This is a genomic window from Pseudomonas sp. AGC41 (genome assembly GCF_057334555.1).
The window spans coordinates 37,329-61,945 of sequence record NZ_JBHFJB010000155.1 but is presented as its reverse complement, the minus strand read 5'-3'; the positions used below and the strand labels follow the sequence as shown (position 1 = coordinate 61,945).

At 56.3% G+C, this 24,617-nt stretch carries 24 protein-coding genes, 1 tRNA gene and 1 pseudogene; 13 read left to right on the top strand and 13 right to left on the bottom strand.

Annotated elements, in window-relative coordinates; genetic code table 11:
* Window positions 1-143 precede the first annotated feature (143 nt).
* From aguB to ACE04F_RS26325, 4 genes are all read left to right on the top strand, one after another.
* Window positions 144-1,022 (top strand): N-carbamoylputrescine amidase, encoded by an 879-nt coding sequence (gene aguB / locus ACE04F_RS26340; RefSeq protein WP_486110534.1) that lies wholly within the window; start codon window positions 144-146, stop codon window positions 1,020-1,022.
* A gap of 3 nt (window positions 1,023-1,025) precedes the next feature.
* A complete protein-coding gene (gene aguA / locus ACE04F_RS26335) occupies window positions 1,026-2,132 on the top strand; it encodes an agmatine deiminase (protein WP_486110533.1) in 1,107 nt (368 codons plus the stop codon).
* Between the two features lie 244 nt (window positions 2,133-2,376).
* Entirely contained in the window at window positions 2,377-2,577 is a 201-nt protein-coding gene (locus ACE04F_RS26330) for a hypothetical protein (RefSeq protein WP_486110532.1), read from the top strand.
* 296 nt (window positions 2,578-2,873) lie between these two features.
* A complete protein-coding gene (locus ACE04F_RS26325) occupies window positions 2,874-4,160 on the top strand; it encodes an OprD family porin (protein WP_486110531.1) in 1,287 nt (428 codons plus the stop codon).
* Between the two features lie 117 nt (window positions 4,161-4,277).
* Here ACE04F_RS26325 and ACE04F_RS26320 read toward each other — a convergent pair whose 3' ends face one another.
* A complete protein-coding gene (locus ACE04F_RS26320) occupies window positions 4,278-5,024 on the bottom strand; it encodes a DUF4123 domain-containing protein (RefSeq protein WP_486110530.1) in 747 nt (248 codons plus the stop codon).
* Window positions 5,025-5,423: 399 nt separating this feature from the next.
* Between ACE04F_RS26320 and ACE04F_RS26315 the strand changes: the two genes are divergently transcribed.
* Genes ACE04F_RS26315 through ACE04F_RS26300 form a run of 4 tightly spaced genes read left to right on the top strand, consistent with a single transcriptional unit; the run spans window position 5,424 to window position 7,627 of the window.
* Entirely contained in the window at window positions 5,424-6,170 is a 747-nt protein-coding gene (locus ACE04F_RS26315) for a 2OG-Fe dioxygenase family protein (RefSeq protein WP_486110529.1), read from the top strand.
* Between the two features lie 13 nt (window positions 6,171-6,183).
* Complete coding sequence (locus ACE04F_RS26310; protein ID WP_486110558.1) at window positions 6,184-6,621, top strand: GNAT family N-acetyltransferase; 438 nt, start codon at window positions 6,184-6,186, stop codon at window positions 6,619-6,621.
* Window positions 6,618-7,331: an AzlC family ABC transporter permease gene (locus ACE04F_RS26305; RefSeq protein WP_486110528.1), complete on the top strand. Its 714-nt coding sequence runs from the start codon at window positions 6,618-6,620 to the stop codon at window positions 7,329-7,331. The genes ACE04F_RS26310 and ACE04F_RS26305 overlap by 4 nt, the downstream gene beginning before the upstream one ends.
* Window positions 7,310-7,627 carry an AzlD domain-containing protein gene (locus tag ACE04F_RS26300; RefSeq protein ID WP_305497500.1) on the top strand — a complete coding sequence of 106 codons (318 nt, stop codon included), beginning with the start codon at window positions 7,310-7,312 and terminating at the stop codon, window positions 7,625-7,627. Before ACE04F_RS26305 ends, ACE04F_RS26300 begins: the two co-directional genes overlap by 22 nt.
* Here ACE04F_RS26300 and ACE04F_RS26295 read toward each other — a convergent pair.
* Entirely contained in the window at window positions 7,544-8,467 is a 924-nt protein-coding gene (locus ACE04F_RS26295) for a LysR family transcriptional regulator (RefSeq protein ID WP_486110527.1), read from the bottom strand. The two genes, ACE04F_RS26300 and ACE04F_RS26295, sit on opposite strands and share 84 nt — an antisense overlap.
* 313 nt (window positions 8,468-8,780) lie before the next feature.
* Between ACE04F_RS26295 and ACE04F_RS26290 the strand changes: the two genes are divergently transcribed.
* Together ACE04F_RS26290 and ACE04F_RS26285 are read left to right on the top strand one after the other, a co-directional pair.
* Window positions 8,781-9,191 carry an MbcA/ParS/Xre antitoxin family protein gene (locus tag ACE04F_RS26290; protein ID WP_486110526.1) on the top strand — a complete coding sequence of 137 codons (411 nt, stop codon included), beginning with the start codon at window positions 8,781-8,783 and terminating at the stop codon, window positions 9,189-9,191.
* Window positions 9,191-9,868: an RES family NAD+ phosphorylase gene (locus tag ACE04F_RS26285; protein ID WP_486110525.1), complete on the top strand. Its 678-nt coding sequence runs from the start codon at window positions 9,191-9,193 to the stop codon at window positions 9,866-9,868. Before ACE04F_RS26290 ends, ACE04F_RS26285 begins: the two co-directional genes overlap by 1 nt.
* Window positions 9,869-9,933: 65 nt before the next feature.
* Here the strand turns inward: ACE04F_RS26285 and ACE04F_RS26280 are convergent, their stop codons facing one another.
* Entirely contained in the window at window positions 9,934-11,541 is a 1,608-nt protein-coding gene (locus tag ACE04F_RS26280) for a methyl-accepting chemotaxis protein (RefSeq protein WP_486110524.1), read from the bottom strand.
* A 231-nt stretch (window positions 11,542-11,772) separates the two neighbouring features.
* Window positions 11,773-12,051 (bottom strand): DUF3077 domain-containing protein, encoded by a 279-nt coding sequence (locus ACE04F_RS26275; protein ID WP_434570292.1) that lies wholly within the window; start codon window positions 12,049-12,051, stop codon window positions 11,773-11,775.
* Window positions 12,052-12,561: 510 nt separating this feature from the next.
* Between ACE04F_RS26275 and ACE04F_RS26270 the strand changes: the two are divergent.
* Window positions 12,562-12,777 (top strand): annotated as a pseudogene (locus ACE04F_RS26270) (CopG family transcriptional regulator); the annotation flags it as partial.
* A 424-nt stretch (window positions 12,778-13,201) separates the two neighbouring features.
* Here the strand turns inward: ACE04F_RS26270 and ACE04F_RS26265 are convergent.
* Both ACE04F_RS26265 and ACE04F_RS26260 read right to left on the bottom strand, forming a co-directional pair.
* Complete coding sequence (locus ACE04F_RS26265; protein ID WP_454239856.1) at window positions 13,202-14,077, bottom strand: hypothetical protein; 876 nt, start codon at window positions 14,075-14,077, stop codon at window positions 13,202-13,204.
* Window positions 14,074-14,727, bottom strand: a complete 654-nt coding sequence (locus tag ACE04F_RS26260; RefSeq protein ID WP_454239855.1) for a hypothetical protein — start codon at window positions 14,725-14,727, stop codon at window positions 14,074-14,076. Before ACE04F_RS26260 ends, ACE04F_RS26265 begins: the two co-directional genes overlap by 4 nt.
* A gap of 261 nt (window positions 14,728-14,988) precedes the next feature.
* On the opposite strand from ACE04F_RS26260, the gene dgt reads away from it, so the two are divergent.
* Window positions 14,989-16,461, top strand: coding sequence for a dGTP triphosphohydrolase (dgt, locus tag ACE04F_RS26255; protein ID WP_454239983.1), 1,473 nt, complete (start codon window positions 14,989-14,991; stop codon window positions 16,459-16,461).
* Between the two features lie 9 nt (window positions 16,462-16,470).
* A complete protein-coding gene (locus tag ACE04F_RS26250; RefSeq protein ID WP_186711451.1) occupies window positions 16,471-17,157 on the top strand; it encodes a hypothetical protein in 687 nt (228 codons plus the stop codon).
* 1,054 nt (window positions 17,158-18,211) lie between these two features.
* On the opposite strand, the gene ACE04F_RS26245 is transcribed toward ACE04F_RS26250, so the two are convergent.
* From ACE04F_RS26245 to ACE04F_RS26215, 7 genes are all read right to left on the bottom strand, one after another.
* On the bottom strand, window positions 18,212-19,531 hold the full coding sequence (locus tag ACE04F_RS26245; RefSeq protein ID WP_486110523.1) for a tyrosine-type recombinase/integrase: 1,320 nt from the start codon (window positions 19,529-19,531) through the stop codon (window positions 18,212-18,214).
* Between the two features lie 162 nt (window positions 19,532-19,693).
* Window positions 19,694-19,769: transfer RNA gene (locus ACE04F_RS26240), tRNA-Thr, on the bottom strand.
* Between the two features lie 360 nt (window positions 19,770-20,129).
* The gene (locus ACE04F_RS26235) at window positions 20,130-21,383 is read right to left on the bottom strand and encodes a methyltransferase (RefSeq protein WP_486110522.1); all 1,254 of its coding nucleotides are present in this window, start codon (window positions 21,381-21,383) and stop codon (window positions 20,130-20,132) included.
* The gene (locus tag ACE04F_RS26230) at window positions 21,364-22,053 is read right to left on the bottom strand and encodes an ABC transporter permease (RefSeq protein WP_434570279.1); all 690 of its coding nucleotides are present in this window, start codon (window positions 22,051-22,053) and stop codon (window positions 21,364-21,366) included. Before ACE04F_RS26230 ends, ACE04F_RS26235 begins: the two co-directional genes overlap by 20 nt.
* Window positions 22,050-22,745, bottom strand: coding sequence for an ABC transporter permease (locus tag ACE04F_RS26225; RefSeq protein WP_486110521.1), 696 nt, complete (start codon window positions 22,743-22,745; stop codon window positions 22,050-22,052). Before ACE04F_RS26225 ends, ACE04F_RS26230 begins: the two co-directional genes overlap by 4 nt.
* A 78-nt stretch (window positions 22,746-22,823) precedes the next feature.
* The gene (locus ACE04F_RS26220; RefSeq protein WP_486110520.1) at window positions 22,824-23,576 is read right to left on the bottom strand and encodes an ABC transporter substrate-binding protein; all 753 of its coding nucleotides are present in this window, start codon (window positions 23,574-23,576) and stop codon (window positions 22,824-22,826) included.
* 13 nt (window positions 23,577-23,589) lie between these two features.
* Complete coding sequence (locus ACE04F_RS26215; RefSeq protein WP_434602538.1) at window positions 23,590-24,363, bottom strand: ABC transporter ATP-binding protein; 774 nt, start codon at window positions 24,361-24,363, stop codon at window positions 23,590-23,592.
* Between the last annotated feature and the right edge of the window lie 254 nt (window positions 24,364-24,617).

Here is a 24,617-nt window from a genome sequence, read left to right as displayed (position 1 = left end):
CGCTCCCACAGGTTTATTGGCTGCTAGTTCGATTTTTGTCGATGTTTTGTTGGCTGTTAATCGGATTCATGGTTTTTTATGCTTCTAATGCCGATTTTTATCGGCTATAAAGGCGCTACTGTCCATCGCCTGGGAGATGATTCATGAGTCGTATCGTTACCGTAGCCGCCACGCAAATGGCCTGTTCCTGGGATCTCGAAGCGAACATCGAGACCGCCGAAAAGCTGGTCCGTCAGGCCGCTGCCCAGGGCGCGCAGGTCATTCTCATCCAGGAATTGTTCGAGACGCCGTACTTCTGCCAGAAGCCGAACCCGGATTATTTGCAGTTGGCGACTCCGGTTGACGAGAACGTGGCCATCAAGCACTTCCAGAAAATTGCCGAAGAACTGCAGGTCGTGCTGCCGATCAGTTTTTTTGAACGGGCCGGGCGTGCGCGTTTCAACAGCATTGCGATCATCGACGCCGACGGTCGCAACCTGGGCATCTACCGCAAGAGCCACATCCCGGACGGTCCTGGCTACCATGAGAAGTATTATTTCAATCCTGGCGATACCGGCTTCAAGGTGTGGGATACCCGCTACGCGAAAATCGGCGTAGGTATCTGCTGGGACCAATGGTTTCCGGAGTGTGCCCGCAGCATGGCGTTGCAAGGTGCGGAAATTCTGTTTTACCCGACCGCCATTGGCAGCGAGCCGCACGACAAGACCATTTCATCGCGCGATCACTGGCAGCGTGTACAACAGGGCCATGCCGGCGCCAACTTGATGCCGCTGATCGCCAGCAATCGCATCGGCAACGAAGAGCAAGATGGCTATGACATCACGTTCTACGGCTCCTCGTTCATCGCCAATCAGTTCGGTGAAAAAGTCCAGGAATTGAACGAGACCGAAGAAGGCGTGCTGGTGCACAGTTTCGACCTCGACGAACTGGAACATATTCGCAGTGCCTGGGGCACTTTCCGTGATCGGCGTCCGAACCTGTACGGCGCGATCAAAACTCTCGACGGCTCACTGGAGTCCTGAATCATGACAACTTTGCACAGCACTCCGCGCGCGGACGGTTTTTACATGCCTGCCGAGTGGGCATCCCAGACTCAGGTCTGGATGATCTGGCCCGAGCGCCCGGATAACTGGCGCCTGGGCGGCAAGCCCGCGCAGGCCGCCCATGTGGCGGTGGCCAAGGCCATCGCCCGTTTCGAGCCGGTCACCGTGGCGGTGTCCGCCGCCCAATACGAAAACGCCCGGGCGCGACTCGACGTGCCGAACATCCGCCTTGTGGAAATGTCCAGCGACGACGCCTGGGTCCGGGACACAGGCCCGACGTTCGTGATCAACGACAGCGGCGAAGTGCGCGGTGTCGATTGGGACTTCAATTCCTGGGGCGGCTTCGAGGGTGGGCTGTATTCCCCATGGAACCGGGACTCGCTGGTGGCCGGCAAGATTCTCGAAATCGAGCGCAGCCCGCGCTACCGCACCGAGGGCTTCGTCCTCGAAGGTGGTTCGATTCACGTCGATGGTGAAGGCACTTTGATCACCACCGAGGAATGCCTGCTCAACCACAATCGCAACCCGCACCTGAACCGCCAGGAAATCGAGGCGGTGCTCAGTGCCCAATTGGCGGTGGACAAGATCATCTGGCTGCCCGATGGCCTGTTCAATGACGAAACCGATGGCCATGTGGATAACTTCTGCTGCTACGTACGCCCTGGTGAGGTGCTGCTGGCCTGGACCGATGACCCGCAGGACCCGAACTATGCCCGCTGCCACGCGGCGATGGATGTGCTGCAAAACAGCACCGACGCCAAGGGTCGCTCGTTCACGGTGCATAAAATGCCGATTCCCGGGCCGCTGTATGCCACCGAAGAAGAATGCGCCGGCGTGGATGTGGTGCAAGGCTCCCAGGAGCGCAAACCTGGCGAGCGTCTGGCCGGCTCTTATGTGAACTTCCTGATCGTCAACGGCGGCATCATCGCCCCGAGTTTCGATGACCCGCTGGACAGCACGGCCAGGCAAATCCTGCAGGACCTGTTTCCCCAGCATGAAGTCGTCATGGTGCCTGGGCGAGAGCTGTTACTGGGGGGCGGAAACATCCATTGCCTTACCCAACAGCAACCTGCCGCGCACACAAAATGAGTGCGGATGTAACAGCCCGGTGACATCCATCGCAGCGGCTCTACGCCGGTGTTTTTGGATCCATCCTGGCAAGCCCGCGCTCCCATTGGGGCGCGGGCTTTTTTGTGCGCGGTTCGTCGGCGAGCCGATTACCTTGGCATAGCTCTTGTATCGGCATCCGTGCAGTTTCGGGGAGTGGAGCTGCGTTGTTTTGTCATAAACCTTGGATAAATTGGCCGCTCATCAACCAGGAGAGGGCGCTGGAATGAATATGATAAGCGAGCGCACATGCCATCCCTTGACCGTAAATGGTGAGTCGCTTCAAGCGTTGGCGCAGTGGTTGAAGTCCAATGGAACGCGTCAGATCAGAGAACCTGATCCGCGCCGGATGATCATCGAGCGCTACCCCGTTGGCCTGTTCAGCGAGGCGGAGCTGGAAGCGTTGTGGGATGTCATGCAGGGATAGAATTCGAAGGATTGATAAAAAGCGCTGGCCGAAGGGCTGGCGCTTTTTTTATGGGCGTGCTTTTTGCCTGATAACCGAAGATTCACGAAATTGACACGGACTTCAGGGCGCGACTAGGATTCGCCCACGCCTGTGGCCAACAGCCATGACTCTTAAATAATAAAAAGGCCCGACACGATCATTCCGTGGCCGGGCCTTTTCATTATTTCCAGGAGCAAGAGTCTGAAAAAGAGCGCGAAAAGCGCCATTTCGGTTGTCGGGTGCAGTGCGTATCAACCCGTACAAGGAAAATAATCATGTTGAACAAGCGCTTTACTTTGCTAGCACTGGGGATTTTGAGCACAACACACGCCATGGCCAGCGATCAGTCCGAGTCCAAGGGCTTCGTTGAGGACAGCAGCCTGAAAGTCCTGTTGCGCAACGCCTACATCAACCGCGACTACAAGGACGGCAACGAGGACAAGGCTGAATGGGGCCAAGCCGCTATCGGTACGTTCTCGTCCGGCTTCACCCAAGGCACCGTGGGCGTCGGCGTGGATGCGTTCGGCTTGTATGCACTGCGTCTGGACGGCGGCAAGGGGCGCACCGGTGCACAAGGCATCGATTTCTTCAAGAAAGGCGACAGCGGCAACGCGGCCGATGATCTCTCCAAATTCGGTGCCGCGGTGAAATTCCGGGTTTCCAACACGGTGCTGGCCTACGGCGACCAGATGCCGACTCTGCCGGTGTTGAACTACGACAACTCGCGCCTCTTGCCGGAAAGCTACACCGGCACGCTGATCACTTCCAAGGAGATCAAAGGGCTTGAGTTGAACGCCGGCCGTTTCACCGCGGAGTCTCGTAAAAGCGCTGAAGGCCGTGACAGCGGTGGCTTGAAATCGATCAACGTACTGGGCGGCAGCTACCAGTTCACGGAGCAATTCAAGGCTTCGCTCTACGCATCCGATGTCGAAGACGTATTGAAGAAGCAATACGTGAACGCCAACTACGTGTTCCCGTTGGCCAAGGACCAATCCCTGACCTTGGACTTCAACGGCTATCGCACCAAGCTGGACGACAGCTATGTTCGCGAAAACGGCGTCACTGGCGACGACAACAAAATCTGGAGCCTGGCGGCAACTTTCGCCACCGGCCCGCACAGCTTCACGCTCGCTCACCAGCGCAGCACCGGCGACAGCAACCTGGGCTACGCCTACGGCGGCTATCAACGTGGCCAGAATCGCGTCGGCGACGGTGGCAACACCATCTACCTGGCCAACTCCTACTGGTCCGACTTCAACGCCGAAGACGAGCGTAGCTGGCAACTGGGCTATGGCCTGGACTTCACCACCTTCGGCGTACCGGGCCTGACCTACAACGTGGCCTACGTGCGTGGCGACAACATCACCACCTCCACCAGCGAAGGCGGCACCGAGCGCGAGATCTTCAACCAGTTCAAATACGTGGTCCAGAGCGGCCCGGCCAAGGACCTGAGCGTACGGTTGCGCAGTTCGGTCCTGCGCGTGTCGCAGAAATCCAGCGAATACAACGTCAGCGGTAATGAGCTGCGGGTGTTTGTGGATTATCCGATTAATGTTTTTTGATGATTCACGCTGCTTGAAACGCGTCTCGACCGGGTTCGGGACGCGCCTCGCCTGACGAAGAATGCCGTTGTCTCCCGGCGAGAGGACGGCGTTTCTTCCCATACCTTTTCGACAGTATCAGCCTTGTTCCAGGATAAGGTCCTCGAGCAGCGCATCGCGCAGGTTTTCCGAAGCACCCACCCGGCTGACGAAACGGGAAATTTTCTGCTTCAGATTGTTTTCTGACCAAGCGGCGTGGACACCTGGATGCTCTTCTTCCAGCCATTGCAACAGACGGTCGACGTGCATGGGCCGGTTCTCGTCCGGCAACATGTCGAGCGCCTCCTGTGGTATGTCCCACCATGGCCAGTCCCGGACAGCCGGAACTCTTGTTGGACCGATCTGCAAGGCCTTGCCGTTTATCAGGTATCGATCGAACGTCGGCAACACCTGCCCGGCTGCCGCGCCGAGCTTTTCAAGCAGCGGATAAATGAACCGCCCATCCCAGAACCGGAAAAACACCGGATTCCCGTCCGGCATCCGCACTTGCGTCAAGCTGCGCAGATGCGCCAGTACCTCGCCGGGTTCGCAGTGGGACACGGCCAGCCAGCCCCAATCGAGGGCATCGTTCCCAGCGATCCATGACAGGAACGCCGAGTCGGGCTCAAGCTTGGTGACATAGGGCATCACCGCTTGCCAGGCGGCGTAGGGGGTGTCGCTCCAGATGGGCAGCAGTGGATGAGCTGGAACTGAAGTGCGGAGGGCTTGCAACGCATTGGCTTCGCTCGCTGCGCTGATGATCAGGTACAGGTGTTCGTTTTCCTGCAGTGGCTGTTGCGCCAGCCATATCCTGGGGTCGAGGGGCGTGAACGCCGATGGCGTCATGAGGCTCTCCTTGCCGAAACGTGTCGGAACCGGGATTTGTCCCGGGGGAGCACGTCTATCAAGGAATGAGCCAGGTAATCAGGAATGCCCGCGAGCCGGCGGGTCCAGAGATTTTCAGGAATGCTTCAGGAGGGCTGGTCCGGTTTTTTCACAGAAAAATGCCTAACGGATTGCGTAGTGCTGCGTTGGTTTTTGCGCAATTCAGGGCAACGGCAATGTTTTCGCGAGCGTGCGCTTTAAAAGGACCTCTTGAGCAGGATCTTCATGGCAAAAAGTCGCACTAATGAAATTTTTTGCCCTGTTTCAAGCGCGGCTTGAAATGCCTCAAATACTTTCTCATGGACGGAAATCCTGCACCTAATAGATTAGTCCGCTCATTGCAGTGGAGACCTGAGAAAAATGATCGTTCTGAACAGGGAAGTGGGCGAAGCGCTAAGACGTGACAAATACGTCAACGTCCGCGGTGGTGACTTCAATCTCTACGGTCATTTCGGCGACTTTGTCCGGCTGACCAAAAGCTGGGAAAACATGGAGCCCGACAGCTATTACGGTCAGGCCGAGTCGGGCATGCGTTTCCGTCGCTACAGCGATTTCGAATACAACCCCGCGACCCGAGAGCTCAAGCAACTGGAGCACCGGGCCTATGTTCAGTCCAAGGCCAACAACAGCTATGTCGGCGGACTGGAGCGGCACTTCCAGGACTTCTCCAACGAAGTGATCAATTCGCCGGTCATGCGTAGCCTGATCGACACGGACTTCGAGGTGTACAAGAACGTCCTCCCGCAGGAGTTGCACGACGAAGTCTGGCAGTGCCAGATTCACCAGATCCGCATCGAGATCAAGCCGGGCAAGCAATTGGAAATCACCCCCGAGGGCATTCATTGCGACGGGTACCCGTTCAGCGGCGTGCACTTCTGGGGCCGCAACAATGTGGCGGGCGCTGAAAGCCGTCTCTACAGCCCTCAGGAAGAGCAACTGGCGGCGACCACCTACGAAGACATCCTCGACACGACGTTCTTCCTTGATCGCGACATGCGCCATTACGTAACTCCTGCCCGCAATACCCATAGCCACGAAATGGCCTTCAGGCAGATTCTGGCGATTTCCTTCTCGCGGCCCGGGACCGCTTTCGACATTGTTCGCTGAACAGCTCGAACCCATGGACGAATCGGCGCAGCAGATCCTGTTGCGCCGAGCCATGGTCAGGGACGCCGAACGACTGGAGCAGTTTTTTCGCGGTTTTGCCGAAGTGTCGTTCTGTGAATGGCAAGATGCTCGCTTCCTGCGCGGGGTGTTGCTGCAGGAGACCACCACTGCCTACCTGGCCTTCGATGCGACGGGTGACGTCGTCGGCGCAGTCATCGGCGGTATGCTTGGCACTCGCGGCACCATCAATCACCTGGCCGTCAGCCCAAGGCATCGCACTCAAGGCCTGGGCCAGCGGCTGGTGGAGGCGGCATCGGCCGACATGAAGCGGGTTGGCGTGCTGCGCATGTTCCTGTTCGTCGACGATGCCAATCTGGCCGGCAAGCGCTTCTGGGCCGCCCAAGGGTTTTGCGAACCCCGGGGTGAAATCACTTTCGAGAGGGATTTATGAACAAGACTTCCAGCCAGCCGCTGGCGGTCGAACCACAAGCCTCGCGAACCTTTGCTGAAGCCAGTCCGGTGGTAGCGGGTTATTTCACGGTTTCGTTTGTGTTCGGTCTGATGGCGGTCAACGCCGGTTTGCCCTTGTGGCTGCCGGTTGCGATGTGCCTGTTCGTGTACGCGGGAGCTTCACAATTTGCCGCGCTGGCATTGATCTCCAGCGGGGCTTCCTTGACCACCATCGTGCTCACGACATTCCTGATCAATGCCCGTCATATGCTGATGTCGGTCTACATGGCCAAGGCCTTGCGAGCGTTGGGGCTCAGTCGCTTCGAACGCTGGTGCTACGCATCGGGGCTCACCGATGAGTCGTTCGCGTTCCACAGCGTCAAGCTCGGTAGCGGGGCGCCGGTGAGCGTGCGTTACCTGATCGGTTTCAACCTCTTCTGCCACACCTCCTGGGTGCTGGGCGGCTTGCTGGGTGCCGTCTGTGCGCAATACGCCGCGCACCTGATCAAGTATCAGCTCGACTACGCCTTGACCGCGATGATGCTCTACGTGTTGGTTTCACTGTGCAACACACGTAACAAACTGATCGCGGCGCTGGCGGCTGTAGCCTGCATGGGCGCTCTGAGCCTGGTGGGCAATTCGCCGTTCAACGTCTTCATTGCCACGTTTTTTGGCTGCGGGGTGGGCGTATGCCTGACCAAACGTTCCTGATCCTGGTCGTGGTCCTGATGATGGCCGTGACCTTCCTGCCCCGTGCCTTGCCGCTGCAGGTCAACACCGAAAACTGGCCACCCTTCGTTGCCCGTGCACTGGAATACCTGCCGGTGGCGATCGTCGCTGCCATTACCCTGACGCCGCTGCTGATCAAGGACCAGCAGATACAGCTCGACCGTCCGGAGTTCTACGCCGCGATTCCGACCCTGCTATGTGCGTATTTCAGCCGTAACCTGTTTCTCAGTGTGGCGGTGGGCACGGCGGCGTATATCGCGCTCGGTTCGTTCCTGTAGCGTCAGGTCCACCACATCATGCAGCGCCTGGTCCGAAAGCTCAGGGTTGTTTACCGCCAGGCGTACTTCCAGGAAGTCCTCGAAATCCGGGAAGATAGCCAAGCCGTTGCGCAGCGCCGCGTCCCGGGAGACAAGGCCCAAACCGTCGAGCTGGGTAATCAACGACAGCGTCAGGGTTTCGCTGCAGGAATAGACCATTCGCTGACTCGGCCCGTATTCACCGAGACCGGCGTCGAGGAAGCGCAGGAAACTGCGCGAATAAGGACATTCCTCTGCCGGACGCACCTGGAACCGGTCACCCAGCAGGCCAAGGGAATCATCTTCTTCGCCACAATGAGCGCCGACCACGCGTACCTGGACATCCGGCATCGCGATGCTGGTAAATCCGCTCGGCTGTCCGACCAGGATCGCCAGGTCAAAATGCTCGTTCTTGAGCTTGCTCAGGTTCTCCATCGATTCGGCGTAGCTGAACTCCAACTGATACTGGGGGAAAACGGCGATCAGGCGTTCGATCATCCGTCGATTGAATTCCGCCGGCAACGTCGTGTTGAGCGCTACCTTGAGGGTACGTCGCCGGGGCGTCTTGAGCGCCGCGACTTTTTCCTCCAGCTGCCGGGTGGCCGCCAGGACCTGTTCCATGAAAGGCGTCAGTTCCGAGCCCTGGCTGGTCAACGCCAGGCCTTTGTTCGAGCGGCGGAACAACCGAAACCCGAATTGTTCCTCGACCTTGTTCAATTGTGCCGCCAATGCCTGCACCGTCAGGCACGATTGCTCCGCCGCAGCCGACAACGAGCCGGTCTGCACGATGCGCATGAGGTTGCGTAAGGTTCTGCTATCCATGGGGTAATGCCCTCTGCTTAAGTGGGCTCGCTGTAATTTTGCACCTGGCCAGGGCCTGGCGGTGCGATGCTGGCTATCATCAAGCACCTTGCCACGGTTGTCGCGGTTTTGTAGCGAAAAGCTCCAGCAGGCGATGATTGGAGCTTATGCGCGATTCTGATTTTTTGCTGGTGCTGTTTATAGGCCGATACATTTGCGAGCGAATCCAGACTTCGCGGCTCTGAAGTTGTTCGTTTGCGAATTAAAACTTAATTTTTATCCGTTTATGTATTAGTCTTTACGCAACAGTCCGTAATACAGGAGCCCAAACCTCATGGCGACTTCCTCCATCACGCTCAACGCACAGCAACAGTTGGATTCCCCGGATGCGGGTCGAGTCGCGTTGAAGTTTTTCTTCAACCTCATGGAATTGTGGGGCTGCAGCGTCGAACAGCAGCGCACGCTGTTGGGCAAGATAGGGAACACGACCTTCTACAAGTACAAACAATTACCCGACAACGTGAGGCTGCCGCGCGATACCCTCGAGCGTATTTCCTACCTCATGGGTATTCATAAAGCCCTGAGCATTATCTTCAGTAACAGCCGGGACCGTGTTTATCAGTGGGTCAGCAGTCCCAATAACGCGGCGCCATTCAACGGACAGTCGGCGCTTTCCTACATGCTGACCGGGCGAGTGGTGGACATTGCCGATGTGCGGCGATACCTCGACGGAGTGCGCGGCTGATGACGCCACCACTGGCGGACCCGCAATGGAAACGGGCCTATCGGATCGTCAACAGCAGCTTTCCGCCGATCACGCTGTTCGAAGACGTACTCGATCCAGATGACCTGCCCACCGCCTACGCCCTCGAAGCGCTGACCAATGACCGGCTCATGGAAGAGGCTGGAGTGCTTTCGCGGGTACGTCCCGAAGACCGGGTTTCCGGCCCGGGCTCGTCGCCGGTGATGGCGGCATTCACCCACATCGGCAAGCGCAGCCGCTTCAGCGACGGCACGTTCGGCGTCTACTACGCTGCCAGCAGCCAGGAAGCCGCGATTGCCGAGACCTGCTACCACCAGGCACGCTTCCTTGGGGCGACCAACGAGCCGGACCTGGAGTTGACCATGCGCACCTACGTCAACAAGATCGTCAAACCCCTGCACGACATCCGCCACGACTATCCCCATCTGCACAACCCGGACCCTGACGCCTACGGCCCGTCCCAGCTATTCGCCCGAGAACTGCGTGAAACCCTGTCGTGGGGGTTGCTGTACAACAGCGTCCGTTTGCCCGGCCATGAATGCGTGGCCGCGTTTCGCCCGCCGGCGGTGTCGATCCCGGTGCAGGGTAAGCATATTCGTTACGTGTGGAGCGCCCAGAAACGGGAGATTTCGTTTGTATTCGAGGTGAGTCAAGTGTGAACAAGGAGCTGCCGTGCGGCCGCCAGGCAAGCTCCTTCATCCCACGTACATGCGGGCGTGGTTGATCAAATCTTGAACTGCTGCACCGAAGCCTGCATCGAGCCCGCCGCATCGTTCAAATGGTCAGCCGTTTTCGTCAGATCGTGAATCGAGCGGGTGTTCTCCCGGGTCTGCTCGGCTATTGCTTCTACCCGCTGAGCCATTTCATCACTGGCCTTTGATTGTTCGGCAATGGTCTGGGAGATTTCCTCCACCACTTCGGCGGCATGCCGTGCGCCCGTGCGGATTTCACTGATCGACACGCCGGCCTGCTGGGCCAGGTTGACACCTTCGTCCACTCGGCTCACGCAAGCCTGCATGTTCGCCACCGCATCCCGTGCGCTGGACTGGATGCGCTCGATCATCGCGGTGATCTCCTGGGTGGATTGCGTGGTACGCGCCGCCAGGTTGCGCACCTCATCGGCCACGACCGCAAAACCGCGGCCCGCCTCACCGGCGCGAGCAGCCTCGATGGCGGCGTTGAGCGCCAACAAGTTGGTCTGTTCAGCGATGCTTTTGATCACTTGGATAATGGAATGGATATCTTCGGATGACGCATCCAGCGCGGTGATCTTGCTGGACGATTGATTGACCACCTCGGCAATTCGGTTCATGCCTTCCACCACCCCCAGAATCACCTGCCCACCGCTGCTCGCCAGTTGTTCGGATTGTGCCGAAATCGTCCGCGCGCTGTCGGCGTGCTGATGGATCTGGCTGATGTTCGCCATCATCTGCTCCATGCTCGCCGCCATGCTGGTAGCGCTCTGGGCTTGCTGGTCGGCGCTGGACACAATCTGCCGCGCCGTATCGCCCAGATTGCGCGACGTGCCGTGCAGCTCATCGCTCTGGCCACGGATCGTCGCGATCATCTGCCGCAAGTTCGCCTGCATCTGTTCGATCACCGCCTGTAACTGACCCAACTCATCATCGCCATGAGGCCCCATCGAGCGCTGCAAATCGCCTTGAGAAATCGCCTGGGTGTTGAGGATGATCTTGTTCAGCGGTGTGAGCACCGCCTTTAGCAGGCTCCACGACAGCAATACAAGCGCTACGCAGGTGGCCAGCAAGGTGATGATCAGCCAGCGCTCCGAGGTGCTGATGCTGTGGTCTTGATGCTCGCGAGAAACTTGTGCCTGGCTCTCGATCAACTCGCTGACCGCTTCGTTACGTTCTTCCAGCGCCGAAAAGGCTTTATCGAACTCGGTACGCAACGCCCGGCCATCCTGAGCCCCGCTCAACGCCTTGCCAATTATTTGCTTCGCCGAGGCGATGTAGGCTTCGGCCTGAGGCTTGAGCTCGGCGATGGTCTGAGAAATCGTACCCGGCAACCGAGCCTCGGCGTTCTCCGCGATGACTTTGCGCATCCGCTGCGAATGCTCGTCGAACGCCTCGGTGACTTCCTTCGCGCCCTCGGCATCCCCCGGTGCAACCAGCAAGGCAGCCAACACATCGCCACGAATAGCGTCATGCATCATGTCCGCCTCCATGTGCTTGCGCATCGCCGAGATACTGGTCTCGTTCTGCGCCAGGGCGTCGGTCATGGCGTGGTAACCCCACAGCCCGATACCGCCCAGCAACAGCGCAAAAAACAGGCTGACCAACCCCGAACCTACAACCTTGGTGCGGATTTTCATCGCTTATTGCTCCTGGAGCGGGGGGATTTGGGCAAGTGTAGATGAGCGCTCGCCGAGCCTTGGAAAGGCATGCTCTTGATTGAGGCTATCGGCGGCGAAAATAAATAGATGAATGCTCCACTAACCCGTGGCGAGGGAGCTTGCTCCCGCTGGGCTGAGAAGCGGCCCCTCTTTGCTACCGACGAAACCCAATGCTGCCCCACTCACTGAGCAGCATCGCGTCACTGCGTCTTAAGCAGGATTACTCCCCGGCGCCTCCAGCACCTTCACCACGTCATCGATGACGGCTTTGCTCATCTCCTGCAAATAACACGACGCCCAGGCATAACGATCCGTCCCCCGAACCATCGCCGCGTCATCGGCCAGACGCATGGCGATGTGGAGAAGATCGGAGGCGTGGGAGAGGGCTTCGCCGATGGGGATGCCGCTGTTGACGCGGAACAGGGGGCGGTCGGAGTGGTAGGAGAAGGGGGTTAGGCCTGGGGTTTTGAGGTCTTTGGGATTGGTCACTGCGCACCTCCGATCGCCAATTGGCGGGGGGTGGCTGGCAAAGTGATAAAGCGAGACTGCAGCAGATCCATGGCGTGCATCGATAGACTCCCATATCAGTTGAGAGCTGCCACGTTCGTTCTCAGGCGAATGGGTGGCAGCTGTGCGCAGGCTGAGAAACCGGAGATACAGGAACCCGGCAGACCCGAAGGTCTCCCACGCACAGCCGCCATAGCACGGAATACGGACATAAAAAAACGCCGCAAAACGTGATTCGGGCGTTGTAGCGCCTGCATCTTACTCGGGTTCTCAGGCCCGGTCGCTGAATTGGCAGCGACAGTTGGAGAGTAGCGGGCGATTGGGTAGGGTGCAATCGTGGCGCGATGCTGGCGGGTGAGGTTTAGGTAATTTTATGGTGCAGCCGGAGACTCATCACAGGTAATCGTGAAAGCAGTGCTTGCTCATGTCGTCGCAGCTCTGCAATCAAGCGCAGAAAGCGTGCTGGCCCGAAACTTCATCATTGAGGTAGTCATGACCGAAACAACTCTAAACCTGCCGGAACATCCTTCGAGCTCTCCTGCTGACCTGCCTAGGATGGACGGAGTTGACAATCACATCCTTCGCGGCTGTACCGAGCATGAGAAGGCTTTGGCCGCACAGATTGAAATGGCGGTAGACGAGGCCGATCGAGGGAGATTCGCCTCCAATGATCTGGTTGCTGCGATGCGCGCCCGACGCTGGGGACGATGTAGCTTGAGCGAGTGGTTTGAGAGGAAGGGCGTCGGGGCTCAAGCGCAGTCTCTTCCACCGCTAAAACAACAAAGCCCCCGCATTTCTGCCAGGGCTTCGTTTTGTATGGTGCGGCACCAAGAGTCGAAAAGTATCATAAAGCATTGATTTAATTGGTTATAAAAGAATTGGCGCAAAGCGCTATCTCAAAAAATACCCTATAATCTTCGTCTAACTATTTCAGTTTAAAGAGCAGTAAGTTTAAATTTGGAAAGGGGTGGGTGTATCAACTACAGATGTTAGCAGCTTGTCTGGTCTGGGTTCTGCTGGTGGTGAGGTTGGATATGTTTTTATTAGGGTGTGCAGTCCGGCTATAACAAATAAGAAGTTGTCAGCAGATTGGTTCGGGAAGGATGCTGGAGTTAGCTTGTTTGTAAAAATTCTAGTTGCCAGTTTTAATGAGGTTGTTTATTCTTGAGGTCTGCAGGTGGAGTTCTTCTTGAATTATTTCTGAGGCTTGATTCCAGACCTCAGAAGCGTAGCTTTCAGAGATTCCGAGTTGTAAAAAACGCCATTTCCTCTCGGCATCCCACCATGGAGAATCAACCAAATAATTAACCTTAGCGCTTTCGAGGTAAAAACTGATCCAAGAGAGTTGCTTGGGCGGTATCTTGAGTTTAGCTCCGGCGCGTTGAATGGCGGCCCGTCCCTCAGGTGTATGTTTGTCAATAGCTACCCACGTAGGGAAGCTGCTTTCAACATCTGCAGTCGAGGGGGTGACTATAGGTAGTGATGACATCGCAAGATAGGACGCTGCGATACAGAATGCCTTATCCCATTGCCAGCTTGCTTGTTTATAAATACTTCGGGCTGAAGCTGTAACTTTCTTTTGTTCAAGGCTTAAGCTCTTGCTCTCCACCCAGTTAAAGAAAGCGTCAGGTCTCTCCAGTCCTGCAGCTACCGTTCTAACGGCTAAACTATCTGGAGAGTCTTTTGCTGCACTTTTATTTCCAGTGGAGTATTCGTAAGCAAGGCTTCCTAGACCCGCTGCATCCTTATTTTTTTTAGACCCTGCAACTTTTTTAATAAGGACAATGGTTGGTGTGTGTGACGCTACCACCGGCACTAGCGGCCAGCACTCCTCAAACAAGATTACGCTTGCTCGGGTCTGAAGCCACTTTGAGTCGCCATTTTTGGCGAGGGTCAAAGCGACTTTCTCAGATAGTTCTGTATGACCACGGCGTACCAATTTCTGCAAAAGCGATCGAAAAATTGCTTTTGGAAAGCGAGTGCTCGCAGAAGAGGGAAAGCGCGTCATATACTGAACATTTTTGAAGTTATCCAGCTACTCTGGTAGTTTTCTTTGCATTTGCACCATGATGAACATTGTCTGCGTGTGATCGTACGGTCTGTAAGCTTGGAGATTGCTTCCTCGGCCGCAATATAATCTTTGCTAGGCGCATCTCCAGTTGCAGGGTCATCTATGATTACGCTTAGAAAGTTTCTGTCGAGAGGGATGGCTCCGTTGGGTGCTTGTAGTGTAATCATCTGATCAAAGTTCCCGGCGTGCCAGTCGGCGTCTAACTCCGCGATACTTGTAAAATAGCGCTGCTCAACTGGAGTGTTGACCTGCCATTTTGAAGGGTTTGTCTTGGTAATCCGCACGTCAGATGCTGAAAGTATAACTTTTGAGTCGAAAACAAAAAGAACTGGGCCGTAATGATTTCGGCGCGAAGCACGACGATGGATGTCTACAGTGTCAAGAAAAACATCGTTCCAAACACCTAGGCTCTTATCGAGGTCATCGGTATATTGCCCCGTCTGGGCAAGTCCGAAATTCTCGACGTGTTCCCTAGATGCAAGGCTATTTAGTTTCAGAAGACTTACACTAGTAGCTAGCGTATTAGCGTGAAAGAAATGCGACATCCCCTTTTTCTGGGCTACATCGTAAACCTCTTTTGGCAGCATAATTTTTCTCTTGTTAGAAGTTATGCTAAGTACATCAGTTTTTTCAAACGTTTGCAATTGAGACGTTGGGCAAGATCAATATTTTGAGCTAGTTTTTTCTAGAGGACTGCTTAGCACGATGTGTTCGGGCTTCCGGCCATCATCGCCTCAACTGAATGTGGCCGAGAGTAGGGCTTCTTGGCATAATAGCCACCTCCAGTCGAAGCAGCCGCAGCGCCGACAAGAAGTTCATATTTTTCAAGGAGATACGAATTGACCTCGATGCAAGAAGCCCCAATCCCTGCCACTGCAGAGCCGAGGTCGGTGTGGACCAGTCTTCTGAGTGCGAGTCGTCGGAAAAAAACCGATGCAGGCACCGTCGTGCCTGCAGCCAGTTCAAGTAGCGGAAGAGTGGAACTCCGCACCGAAATCGAGCGCGACTATGATCGCATTTTGTTTTGTGCCCCCGTCCGACGAATGGCAGACAAAACTCAAGTGTTTCCCCTTGATAGGAACGACAGCGTTCGGAACAGATTGACACATTCACACGAGGTTTCGAACTTAGCCCGTAGCTTCGGCACTACACTGGTATACTCGAATAACATTGCGAGTGAAGTTCCCACTGCTGTGAGGGATATTCCTTCCCTTCTTGCTGCAGTAGGTCTTGTCCACGATTTAGGAAATCCACCCTTTGGCCATCAAGGGGAGGGGGCAATCCAAAGCTGGTTTTTCGACAATATTAGTTCAGTTGCCGGTAAGAAATTCAGCGTGCTGACTGAACGGCAGTATCGTGACTTCTTAAAATTTGAAGGTAATGCTCAGGCATTTAGGTTGGTAACACGGCTTCAAGTGCTTAATGATGATTTTGGGCTAGATCTAACTGTTGCGACACTTGCCGCCATGATGAAGTACCCTGTTGGGGCGATGGGTGTAAATAAGAACAACGTTTGCACCAAGAAGCATGGTTTCTTTTTGTCCGAAGAGTCGATAGCAAAACATGTTCTAGAAAGTGTTGGTCTCTCAATCGGTAAACGTCACCCAATGTCTTACATCATGGAGGCTTGCGACGATATTGCTTATGCGGTTCTTGATATTGAGGATGCTGTCAAAAAAGGACTGGCTTCATTTTCAGACCTTCTAGCTTACTTGGAGCACCACGCCCCTCAAGATAATGTAATTAATGAGTTGGTGGAGAAGTCACGAGCGAAGCATGTTGAGTATCGGCTATTAGACTTGTCTCCTGCAGAACTAAATGATGTATCCATGCAGCGTTTTAGAGTTTATGCAATTGGGGTGATGATAAACTCTTGCGTTGATGCGTTTGTCGAAAATCAGAACAGTTTTATCGAGGGCTTGGCTCCCAGGGCCTTGTTAGATATTTCGAGTGTTTCGCGGTTGCGTGAGTTACTGGGGGACTTTTCTTTTAATCATACGTTTCAACATCGTTCAGTCCTAGAGGTTGAGTTGACTGGTTATAACACGATACGTGGATTAATGGATATTTTCTGGGCTGCTATTTTAGAAACTAACCCAGATAATGAGGTTTATCGCCCTAGTCATCCATATAATCGATATGTCTTTATGAGGATATCTGAAAACTATCGGCGCGTGTATAACTCGCCTCCTGGCGATCTGAAGGGCATACCATTACGGTACCGCCAATGTCTACTATTGACGGATATGATATCTGGCATGACAGACTCCTATGCGGTAAACCTTCTTCAGGAGCTCCGCTCCTATCAAGCTCGTGGGTGAGATAGCTCAATGAATTCGAAGTCAGCTAAAAAGAAAATTCAGGTATTTCTCGGTGAGGAGCTGGGAGAAACTCATCCGATTCAGCACCTGAAAAGCTCTCTCGCTGACTTAGCTATATTTGGTGGGATGATTCGCGATCTAACGTTGGGGCGTCCTGAATTTTTTAATTCGGATATAGATTTGGTATCAAGCGCATCTGCCGAAGAAATATACTATGCAATCCGAAATTACTCACCTGTGAGAAATAGGTTTGGAGGGTATAGGTTTTTCTTTTTAGGGCGTCCTTATGATATTTGGTCTCTAGAAGATACGTGGGCTGTTCGCGAAGGGTACGTGAAAGCAATATGTATAGAAGATCTGTGCAGGACAACCTTCTTTACTACTGATGCTGCCATATTTAACATTAATAGCGAATGTTTCTATTTGCCTAAATTTTGTAGGCAGTCTATTAGGCGTAAAATTCTAGATATTAATCTAATACATAATCCTTATCCTGCAAAAATGGCGATAAAAGCTATTGATCTATCAGTGAGAAGAGGGTTTAAGTTGTCGCCAGGCTTATGCGAATATGTCTTGCGAAATGACGCCTTGTTAGGGAATTTCGCTGGCTTTAGGGCTAATTTGATTAGCCATCTTGAAAAAAGCCCAGAAAGGCCATTCGAATTTACTAGGCAGCTTTCTCTGGAGTTTATTTAGCTCAGCTTAAGGCTCATCAAAGCATTTCGGCTCATAAAGTAAGATAGTCGCTTCCAAAAACTACATTGGCACCTATGGCGCTGCGTAGCTCATAGCTAAAATTGCGGCCATCTTGTATACCCACCAATGCCGATCACCTCATTTTTTCACCGACCCTCGCCCCACGTCATCCCGCCAAGAATGCTGAGTGTTATCAGGGATCAAGGCCCCTGCGACCTATGGGGAATGTCCACTACGCGGGACTGGCGGCTCCTTACAACCGGGAGCAAGGGAATCTCATGATCTGCCTCCTGAGCACCGTTACCGGTGGGCGGGTGGAGGCTGCATTGGCTGACGAGACCAATGCCGCGAGATCCTGAGCCAGGTGCAAGCAGCAATGCGATGACCGGGGCATGCCTGACTGTCAGTCAGGTGCAGTCCATTCCTTGGTCTGCGGCACCATCATCTGCATGGCTGTTGCTGGTGACATCGGCGTTTGTCACGCCGATTGTCACGAGGGGGAATGCCGCAAAGCCTTGTGCGATCAGGGCTGCAGCAGTGGTAGAAGTGCCCGTCTCTTTACAGAAGAAAGAGACGGGCACAGGTTGGCGCAATATTTCGGCCAAGCGGATAGGTTGCTGCAGGGCAGCGAGGTACGGTGTATCTGGCGCACGAGCGCTATGTGTGTAAGAGCATCCATCACATGGGTAGTGACCGGGCGAGCTGCCGGATGCGAATCGCCCTTGGGGAGAACCACCGCCAGAGCGGCGTGACCTTTAAGGTTCGGGTCACCTGGGGTGCTGTCATCGACAGCGCTTGCAACTCCCGGTCTACGTCTGTGGACAATATTCGTCAAGCAAAGCGATTTCAGAGATTTAGCGCCTGTGGATAAAACTATCCCCCGGTGGACATCAGTGGTTTTCCACGGATGCACTTTGTGCCAGCAGTTTTTTTCTTAGGTATGGTCCTTTCAAACGGGGCGGCTTTGCAGCCCCGTTTGAAAGGACCCGCGCGGAGGAGCTTCATGCGGTGCTGTGGGTAACTTCACAGCGAGTTGAGGTGGTGGTGCGGCGGGTTACTCGGTCCTCTTGGCACTGCGAAGCCGCGTGACGTTCTCGCCCGTCTGCTTGGCAAACTCATGCGGCGTCACATGGTCCTCGCGGTTCGCCTCTATAAACCGGCTCCACCAGGTCATGATCATCCGGCGCTCTTCAAGGAACTCAGCCTTGTGGGTATAAGCGGCCCGTACGTTGTTGCGTTCCTTGTGACTCATCTGCCGCTCGATAGCCGTCTCCGACCACAGCCCGGACTCGACCAGCGCACTGCACGCCATGGCTCGGAACCCGTGGCCGCAGATATCCACCTTGGTGTCATAGCCCATCGTCCTTAGCGCGGCGTTCACCGTGTTCTCGGACATCGGCTTCCACGGTTTGGCATCCCCCGCGAACACCAGGTCGAACTTGCCGGTGATCGCGTGGATCTGCTCAAGCAAGGCCACTGCCTGCGGCGATAAGGGTACAACGTGGATATCCCCGGCCATTTTTGTACCCCTTGTGGAAAAGGGTACTCCGTCCAGCACCGGGCGGGTGTCGGGGATCTCCCAGATGCCACGCTTGAGGTCAAACTCGTTCCAACGGGCGAAGCGCAGTTCACTGGAGCGCACGAACACGTGCAGCGATAGCATCACCGTGAGGCGCGTGAGCGGGCGACCTTTGTAGCCGTCGATACGCGCCTGTAGCTCAGGCAACCGCGATAAGGGTAGTGCGGGTCGATGTGTAACCCGTGGCGTTTTGATCGAGCCATCGAGATCGTGAGCCGGGTTCGCCGTGATCAGTCGCAGCCGTTTGGCTTCGCGCATGATGCTTTGCAGGTAGTTCTTGATCCTGAGCGCCACGTCGATGGTGCCGCGCTTCGTCACAGCCTCCAGTGGCTGCATGAGGTCGTGGGTGTCCAAATCAACGATTGCTCTGGCACCTAACAAAGGGAATACGTGAGTCTTCAACCGGCTGAGCACAGTCTTAGCGTGGCCCGGCGCCCACTTCGGCACCATCCCGGCATACCAATCGAGCGCAACGCTTTCGAAGGTTCGGCCATTGATCACGGCTTGCACCTTGGCCTGCTGCTTGGACTGGATAGGGTCAATGCCGTTGGCGAGCTGCTGTTTGAGCTCGAAGCGCTTGCGGCGAGCGTCAGCCAGCCCGACCACTGGATAATTGCCGAGTGAGGTCAGGCCCTCGCGGCCATCGGGCTTTACGTACCTGAGCCGCCAGCCTTTGCGACCGTTGGGCTTCACGAGCAGGTAAAGGCCATCGCCGTCAAAAAGCTTGTACTCACGTTCGCGAGCCTTTGCAGTGCGGCAGGCGTTGTCGGTAAGGGGAGCCGTTGTGCGAGCCATAAGGGTACTTTCCAATATCGAATTGGTAGGTATCCTTAAATGTACCCTTATTAGCGCTGGCTACCCCCGGAATCCGACGGAACGCCAAAACGAAAAAACCCGCCAGAAGGCGGGTTTTTCGGGGATTCCAGAGATTTTGAAAGCCTTCTCTGGAACCTTGTATGGTGCCGGCACCAGGAGTCGAACCCGGGACCTACTGATTACAAGTCAGTTGCTCTACCAACTGAGCTATACCGGCGTGTGGGCGACGATTATAGCGATTGGGCGGGTTCTGTAAACCCCTGAATTCTGACTATTTTTACGCAGGCCGTGGCTTGGCGGTGCGGCGAAGCTTGCGTGGGGGCATCAATCGACGCACGGCCAGCGGAAATGCTGCCCTGACGGCATTAAAACCAACCGTTATGTCGGTTTGTTTTAGCGCTTATGCACAATGGGAAGGAAGCGCCGAACGAAATCCTTCCTTTTTGTGACACTTTTCTCGTTTGCCCGCAAATCCCTGTTTTCATGGTTTTTTATCCATGTGAACAAAAAATGAACAGCCCGTAAGCGCTCACGAAATCACGATTTACTTGAACCCAGGCTTATTTCATCAACAGAGTTATCCACAGACTGTGGGGCGAGGCTGACGCTCTGCCAAGAGCAGCAGATTTCGTGGCGTAAGAGGTGATTCGCAGAAGGTGCCAAGGCGTACGTCATAGCCCTTTTGGCTGAGAAAAAGTGCCCGGTCCAGCACCAGCCAAAGCTCCAGCGGTCGTCGGAAAAGGCCTCGCACCAATTCCAGGTTGCGCACCTCGGCCAGGCGTTGATAACCCGCAGCCTCCAGTTGGTCCCAATCGGGGAAACCGACTGTGGATAAATTCTTCAGGGTCGCCAAGTCTGTGCAGTATTGGGCGAACGGTTTTTCCAGCCAGGCGCTGGGTAATGACGGTGTGGGCAGGTAGTCGTTGCTGCGGCGGATTTGCCTTTGCAGCAGGTCGAAGGCCAGGCGTCGGGCCATGGATTTGTCCCGTTGCCGACGGACGCGCGCGCCGGCGGTGACGGTTTCGCTCAGTGGCAGGCCGAGGTCGTCCAGCGACAGTTGCAGGCTGGATTGGCTGGCCGCGTTGGACAGCGGTTGATACTGCGCCGTGCTGATGCGGTTGTAGCAGCACGGTGCGATAGCCATTTGGGCGCAGCCGGCGGCACTCGCCAGGTGCATGAGCCGCACATGCAGGTCGCCACAGGCGTGGAGGGCTATCGGGGTGTGTTCCGGTTGGATCGCCTGGGCCGCGTCCGTCGCCATTACGTCTTGCTGCAGGTGCATGGCGGGCAGGTTGTGGCGCTGGCTCAGTTGCTGGCCGGCGGCGACCAGCCTGGGGTCGTGTTCCAGGCAGGTCAGGTGCTGATCGTCGTGCAGTAACCGCCGACCCAGGTGGCCTTTGCCGGCGCACCAGTCGAGCCAGTGGGTAGGTTTGGTGGTGAAGTTCAGACGGCTGGCGAAGGCTTCGATTTGCTGCCATTTGCGCCCGGGTACGTCGACGTTGAGACGATGAGTCGGCGCTTTCAGCAGGCTGGCGGGCAGCTCGGCGACAGCGCTCAATGCGCGGGCGGTAGCGGCCCATTGCGCAAACGGCGCGGGCGCGTCTTCAATCAACCACGGCTGATGATGGTCGTTTTCCGCCGCTTGCAGCGAACGCTGGAGTAGCCATTGGGCCAGTTCGGCGTAGGAAGTCTCCCAAGGTAGCTGCAGATGGGTGAAAGGGCGGGGCTTCCATAGTGCCTGGTGCTCTGTGAGAAAAGCATCCAGGGCCATGAAACGGGCGAGCAATGCTTCGCCCGTCAGCACGTCGCTCTCAGCGGCCTTGGCAGGCATCGACGCGCAACCAGCGTTCCAGTTGCTTGAAGCCTTGTACCAGGACGAAGGACATCAGCAGGTAGAACATGCCGGCCGCGAAGAAGATCTCTACCGGCAGGTAGGTCCGGGCGATAATCGTACGGGCCATGCCGGTGAGTTCCAGCAGTGTGACGGTGCTGGCCAGGGCACTGGCCTTGAGCATCAGGATCACTTCGTTGCTGTAGGCCGGCAGGCCGATGCGCGCGGCGCGGGGCAGCATGATGTAAAGCAGGGCTTTGGGGCGAGACATGCCCAGGGCCCGCGCGGCTTCAATTTCGCCACGGGGAATGGCCTGGATCGCGCCGCGCAGGATCTCGGCGATGTAGGCGGCGGTGTGCAGGGTCATGGTGGCGGTGGCGCACCAGAACGGATCTCGCAGGTAGGGCCACAGCGCGCTGCTGCGCACGGCATCGAACTGAGCGAGGCCGTAATAGACCAGGAACAGCTGAACCAGCAGCGGAGTGCCGCGGAAAAAGAAGATGTAGGCGTAGGGCAACGCCCGCACGTACCACAGGCGCGATGAACGGGCGATGCCCAGCGGAATCGCCAGTAACAGGCCGGCGATCACGGCGATGGCCACCAGCTCCAGGGTCAACGTCGCGCCCTGGGCCAGTTTCGGCAGCCACTTGATGATGACTTCCCAGTTCATTGGGTGCTCCTGGCGAAGCCACGGGCGGCGCGTTGTTCAAGCAGGTGCATGCCGATCATGGCGAGTACTGTCAGCCCCAGGTACATGAGCGCGGCGACCATATAGAAGGTGAACGGCTGTTTGGAAATGGTCACGCCGATTTGCGCGTGTCGCATGATTTCTTCCAGGCCGATCACCGAGACCAGCGCGGTATCCTTCATCAGGATCATGAACAGGTTGCCCAGGCCGGGCAGGGCGATGCGCCACATTTGCGGCAGGATCAACCGGGTGAAGATCCGCCATTTCGACAGGCCCAAAGCGACGCCGGCTTCACGGTGGCCCTTGGGGATCGCCAGGATTGCGCCGCGAAACACTTCCGTGGCGTAGGCGCCAAAGCACAGGCCGAGTGCGATGACGCCGGCGGCGAAGGCGTTGAGGGCAAGGTCGGGGTTGCCGAAGTATTCACCCAGGGCACGCATCAGGTTGACGGTGCCGAAGTAGATCAGCAGCACCCAGAGCAATTCCGGGATGCCGCGCACCAGTGTCGAATAAGTGCCACCCAGCCATTGCAGCGGCTTGTACGGCGAGGTCTTCGCCAGGGCGCCGAGCAGGCCGAGCACCAGACCCAGGCACAGGGCGCAGAGCGCCAGCTTGACGGTCATCAGCGCGCCGGCGGCAAGCGCCGGGCCGAATCCGTAGAGATCGATCATCATGGGTATGTGTTCATATCGCGGCAGGCTTTGCTAAGGACCGGCGCTGCACAACAGCGGCGCCGGCCAGGCACGTCAGAATCAATAGATGCTGAACGGGAAGTACTTGTCGTTGATCTTTTTATAGGTGCCGTCGGCAACGATCTCTTTTAATGCGGCGTTCAGCTTGTTGCGCAATTCATCGTCACCCTTGCGTACGGCGATAGCGATTTTGTCGCCCTCTACCACCGCGTCACCTTTGAATTCGTAAGCCCGGCCAGCTTCGGTTTTCAGCCAGTCGTAGTTCGCGTATTTGTCTGCCAGGATCCCGTCAAGACGACCGGAGGTCAGGTCCAGGTAGGCGTTTTCCTGGGTGTCGTAGAGTTTCAGTTCGACACCTTCCATGTTTTCTTCCATCCAGGTGCCGGCGAGCGTGGAGCGCTGTGTCCCGATGACCTTACCCTGAAGAGACTCTTTATCGATTTTGAAATCGACGTTTTTCGGTGCGATGAATTGCAGTTTGTTGGTGTAGTACGAGTCGGTGAAATCCACCGCTTGCTTGCGCTCTTCATTGATCGAAAGCGAAGAAATCAGGAAATCGAACTTCTTCGCCATCAAGGCCGGAATGATCCCGTCCCAGTCTGAAGTGACCACTTCGCACTCGACTTTCATCTTGGCGCACAGCGCGTCGCCGATGTCTTTGTCGAACCCCACGACCTGGCCGCTGGCGTCCTTGTTGTTGAACGGAGGGTAGGCTGCTTCGATGCCCATTTTCAGTTTGCCGTCCGCCATGGCGTTGGCCGAAAGGACCAGGCTGGCCGCAGCGGCCAAGAGAATTTTCCTGTAGGTCTGCATAGGTACTGCTCCGTTAGCGGTTGCTGGACATGAATTGTTTGCAGCGCGCCGAAAGCGGGCTTTCGAAAACCTGCTGTGGCGTTCCTTGTTCTTCGACCAGGCCCTGATGAAGAAATACCACTTCGCTGGAAACCTGGCGGGCAAACCCCATTTCATGGGTGACCAGCAGCATGGTGCGGCCTTCTTCGGCCAGGGCGCGGATCACACTAAGTACTTCCTGGACCATTTCCGGGTCAAGGGCGGAGGTGGGTTCGTCGAACAGAATCACCTTGGGCTGCATCGCCAGCGTGCGGGCAATTGCAGCACGTTGCTGTTGGCCGCCGGACAGTTCGGCCGGGTAGGCGTGGCGCTTGTCGGCGATACCGACCTTGGCCAGCAAGGCTTCGGCGACTTCGACGGCTTCGGCCTTGCTCTGGCCGAGCACCCGGCGCGGAGCCTCGATGATGTTGTCGAGCACGCTCATGTGCGGCCAGAGGTTGAAGTTCTGGAAGACAAAACCGATCTCGCTGCGTATGCGGTTGATCTGTTTGCCGTCGGCGGCTACCAGCTCACCGTTTTTCGCCGCCTTGAGCTTGAGCTCTTCGCCAGCCACCAGGATCTGGCCCTGGTTGGGGTTCTCCAGCAGGTTGATACAACGCAGGAACGTGGACTTGCCGGACCCGGAGGAGCCGAGGATCGAGATCACGTCGCCGTCGCGAGCGGTCAGCGAGACGCCTTTGAGCACCTCCAGCTGGCCGTAGCGTTTGTGCAGGTTGCGGATTTCAAGCGCGGGCGTGGCCTGGGCCATGTGCGTTCCTCATGATATGTGCTCCCTTGCTGTCGGCAGCCTTCCTGGCGAGGCGGCCAAGCTAGCATGCGTCCGGATGGCCGCCAACAGCGCTACGCGCGGTAAACCGGCGACTTGCGACAGGTTGTCGCATCGGCGCAGCAGACTGTCGCGCCGTCAACAACCGAACGGCTGTTTGAACCGAACTGTCAGCGAAATGCCTGGGGAGTCGCGTAAAAAAAGGCGCGATGGTGCCAGCTTTGGGCGGGGGTGGG

What these genes read in the sequence shown, in the direction of transcription:
- aguB (WP_486110534.1), top strand. Translation starts at nt 144, where the DNA reads ATGAGTCGTATCGTTACCGTAGCCGCCACGCAAATGGCCTGTTCCTGG.
- aguA (WP_486110533.1), top strand. Translation starts at nt 1,026, where the DNA reads ATGACAACTTTGCACAGCACTCCGCGCGCGGACGGTTTTTACATGCCT.
- ACE04F_RS26330 (WP_486110532.1), top strand. Translation starts at nt 2,377, where the DNA reads ATGAATATGATAAGCGAGCGCACATGCCATCCCTTGACCGTAAATGGT.
- ACE04F_RS26325 (WP_486110531.1), top strand. Translation starts at nt 2,874, where the DNA reads ATGTTGAACAAGCGCTTTACTTTGCTAGCACTGGGGATTTTGAGCACA.
- ACE04F_RS26320 (WP_486110530.1), bottom strand. Translation starts at nt 5,024, where the DNA reads ATGACGCCATCGGCGTTCACGCCCCTCGACCCCAGGATATGGCTGGCG.
- ACE04F_RS26315 (WP_486110529.1), top strand. Translation starts at nt 5,424, where the DNA reads ATGATCGTTCTGAACAGGGAAGTGGGCGAAGCGCTAAGACGTGACAAA.
- ACE04F_RS26310 (WP_486110558.1), top strand. Translation starts at nt 6,184, where the DNA reads ATGGACGAATCGGCGCAGCAGATCCTGTTGCGCCGAGCCATGGTCAGG.
- ACE04F_RS26305 (WP_486110528.1), top strand. Translation starts at nt 6,618, where the DNA reads ATGAACAAGACTTCCAGCCAGCCGCTGGCGGTCGAACCACAAGCCTCG.
- ACE04F_RS26300 (WP_305497500.1), top strand. Translation starts at nt 7,310, where the DNA reads ATGCCTGACCAAACGTTCCTGATCCTGGTCGTGGTCCTGATGATGGCC.
- ACE04F_RS26295 (WP_486110527.1), bottom strand. Translation starts at nt 8,467, where the DNA reads ATGGATAGCAGAACCTTACGCAACCTCATGCGCATCGTGCAGACCGGC.
- ACE04F_RS26290 (WP_486110526.1), top strand. Translation starts at nt 8,781, where the DNA reads ATGGCGACTTCCTCCATCACGCTCAACGCACAGCAACAGTTGGATTCC.
- ACE04F_RS26285 (WP_486110525.1), top strand. Translation starts at nt 9,191, where the DNA reads ATGACGCCACCACTGGCGGACCCGCAATGGAAACGGGCCTATCGGATC.
- ACE04F_RS26280 (WP_486110524.1), bottom strand. Translation starts at nt 11,541, where the DNA reads ATGAAAATCCGCACCAAGGTTGTAGGTTCGGGGTTGGTCAGCCTGTTT.
- ACE04F_RS26265 (WP_454239856.1), bottom strand. Translation starts at nt 14,077, where the DNA reads ATGACGCGCTTTCCCTCTTCTGCGAGCACTCGCTTTCCAAAAGCAATT.
- ACE04F_RS26260 (WP_454239855.1), bottom strand. Translation starts at nt 14,727, where the DNA reads ATGCTGCCAAAAGAGGTTTACGATGTAGCCCAGAAAAAGGGGATGTCG.
- dgt (WP_454239983.1), top strand. Translation starts at nt 14,989, where the DNA reads ATGCAAGAAGCCCCAATCCCTGCCACTGCAGAGCCGAGGTCGGTGTGG.
- ACE04F_RS26250 (WP_186711451.1), top strand. Translation starts at nt 16,471, where the DNA reads ATGAATTCGAAGTCAGCTAAAAAGAAAATTCAGGTATTTCTCGGTGAG.
- ACE04F_RS26245 (WP_486110523.1), bottom strand. Translation starts at nt 19,531, where the DNA reads ATGGCTCGCACAACGGCTCCCCTTACCGACAACGCCTGCCGCACTGCA.
- ACE04F_RS26235 (WP_486110522.1), bottom strand. Translation starts at nt 21,383, where the DNA reads ATGCCTGCCAAGGCCGCTGAGAGCGACGTGCTGACGGGCGAAGCATTG.
- ACE04F_RS26230 (WP_434570279.1), bottom strand. Translation starts at nt 22,053, where the DNA reads ATGAACTGGGAAGTCATCATCAAGTGGCTGCCGAAACTGGCCCAGGGC.
- ACE04F_RS26225 (WP_486110521.1), bottom strand. Translation starts at nt 22,745, where the DNA reads ATGATGATCGATCTCTACGGATTCGGCCCGGCGCTTGCCGCCGGCGCG.
- ACE04F_RS26220 (WP_486110520.1), bottom strand. Translation starts at nt 23,576, where the DNA reads ATGCAGACCTACAGGAAAATTCTCTTGGCCGCTGCGGCCAGCCTGGTC.
- ACE04F_RS26215 (WP_434602538.1), bottom strand. Translation starts at nt 24,363, where the DNA reads ATGGCCCAGGCCACGCCCGCGCTTGAAATCCGCAACCTGCACAAACGC.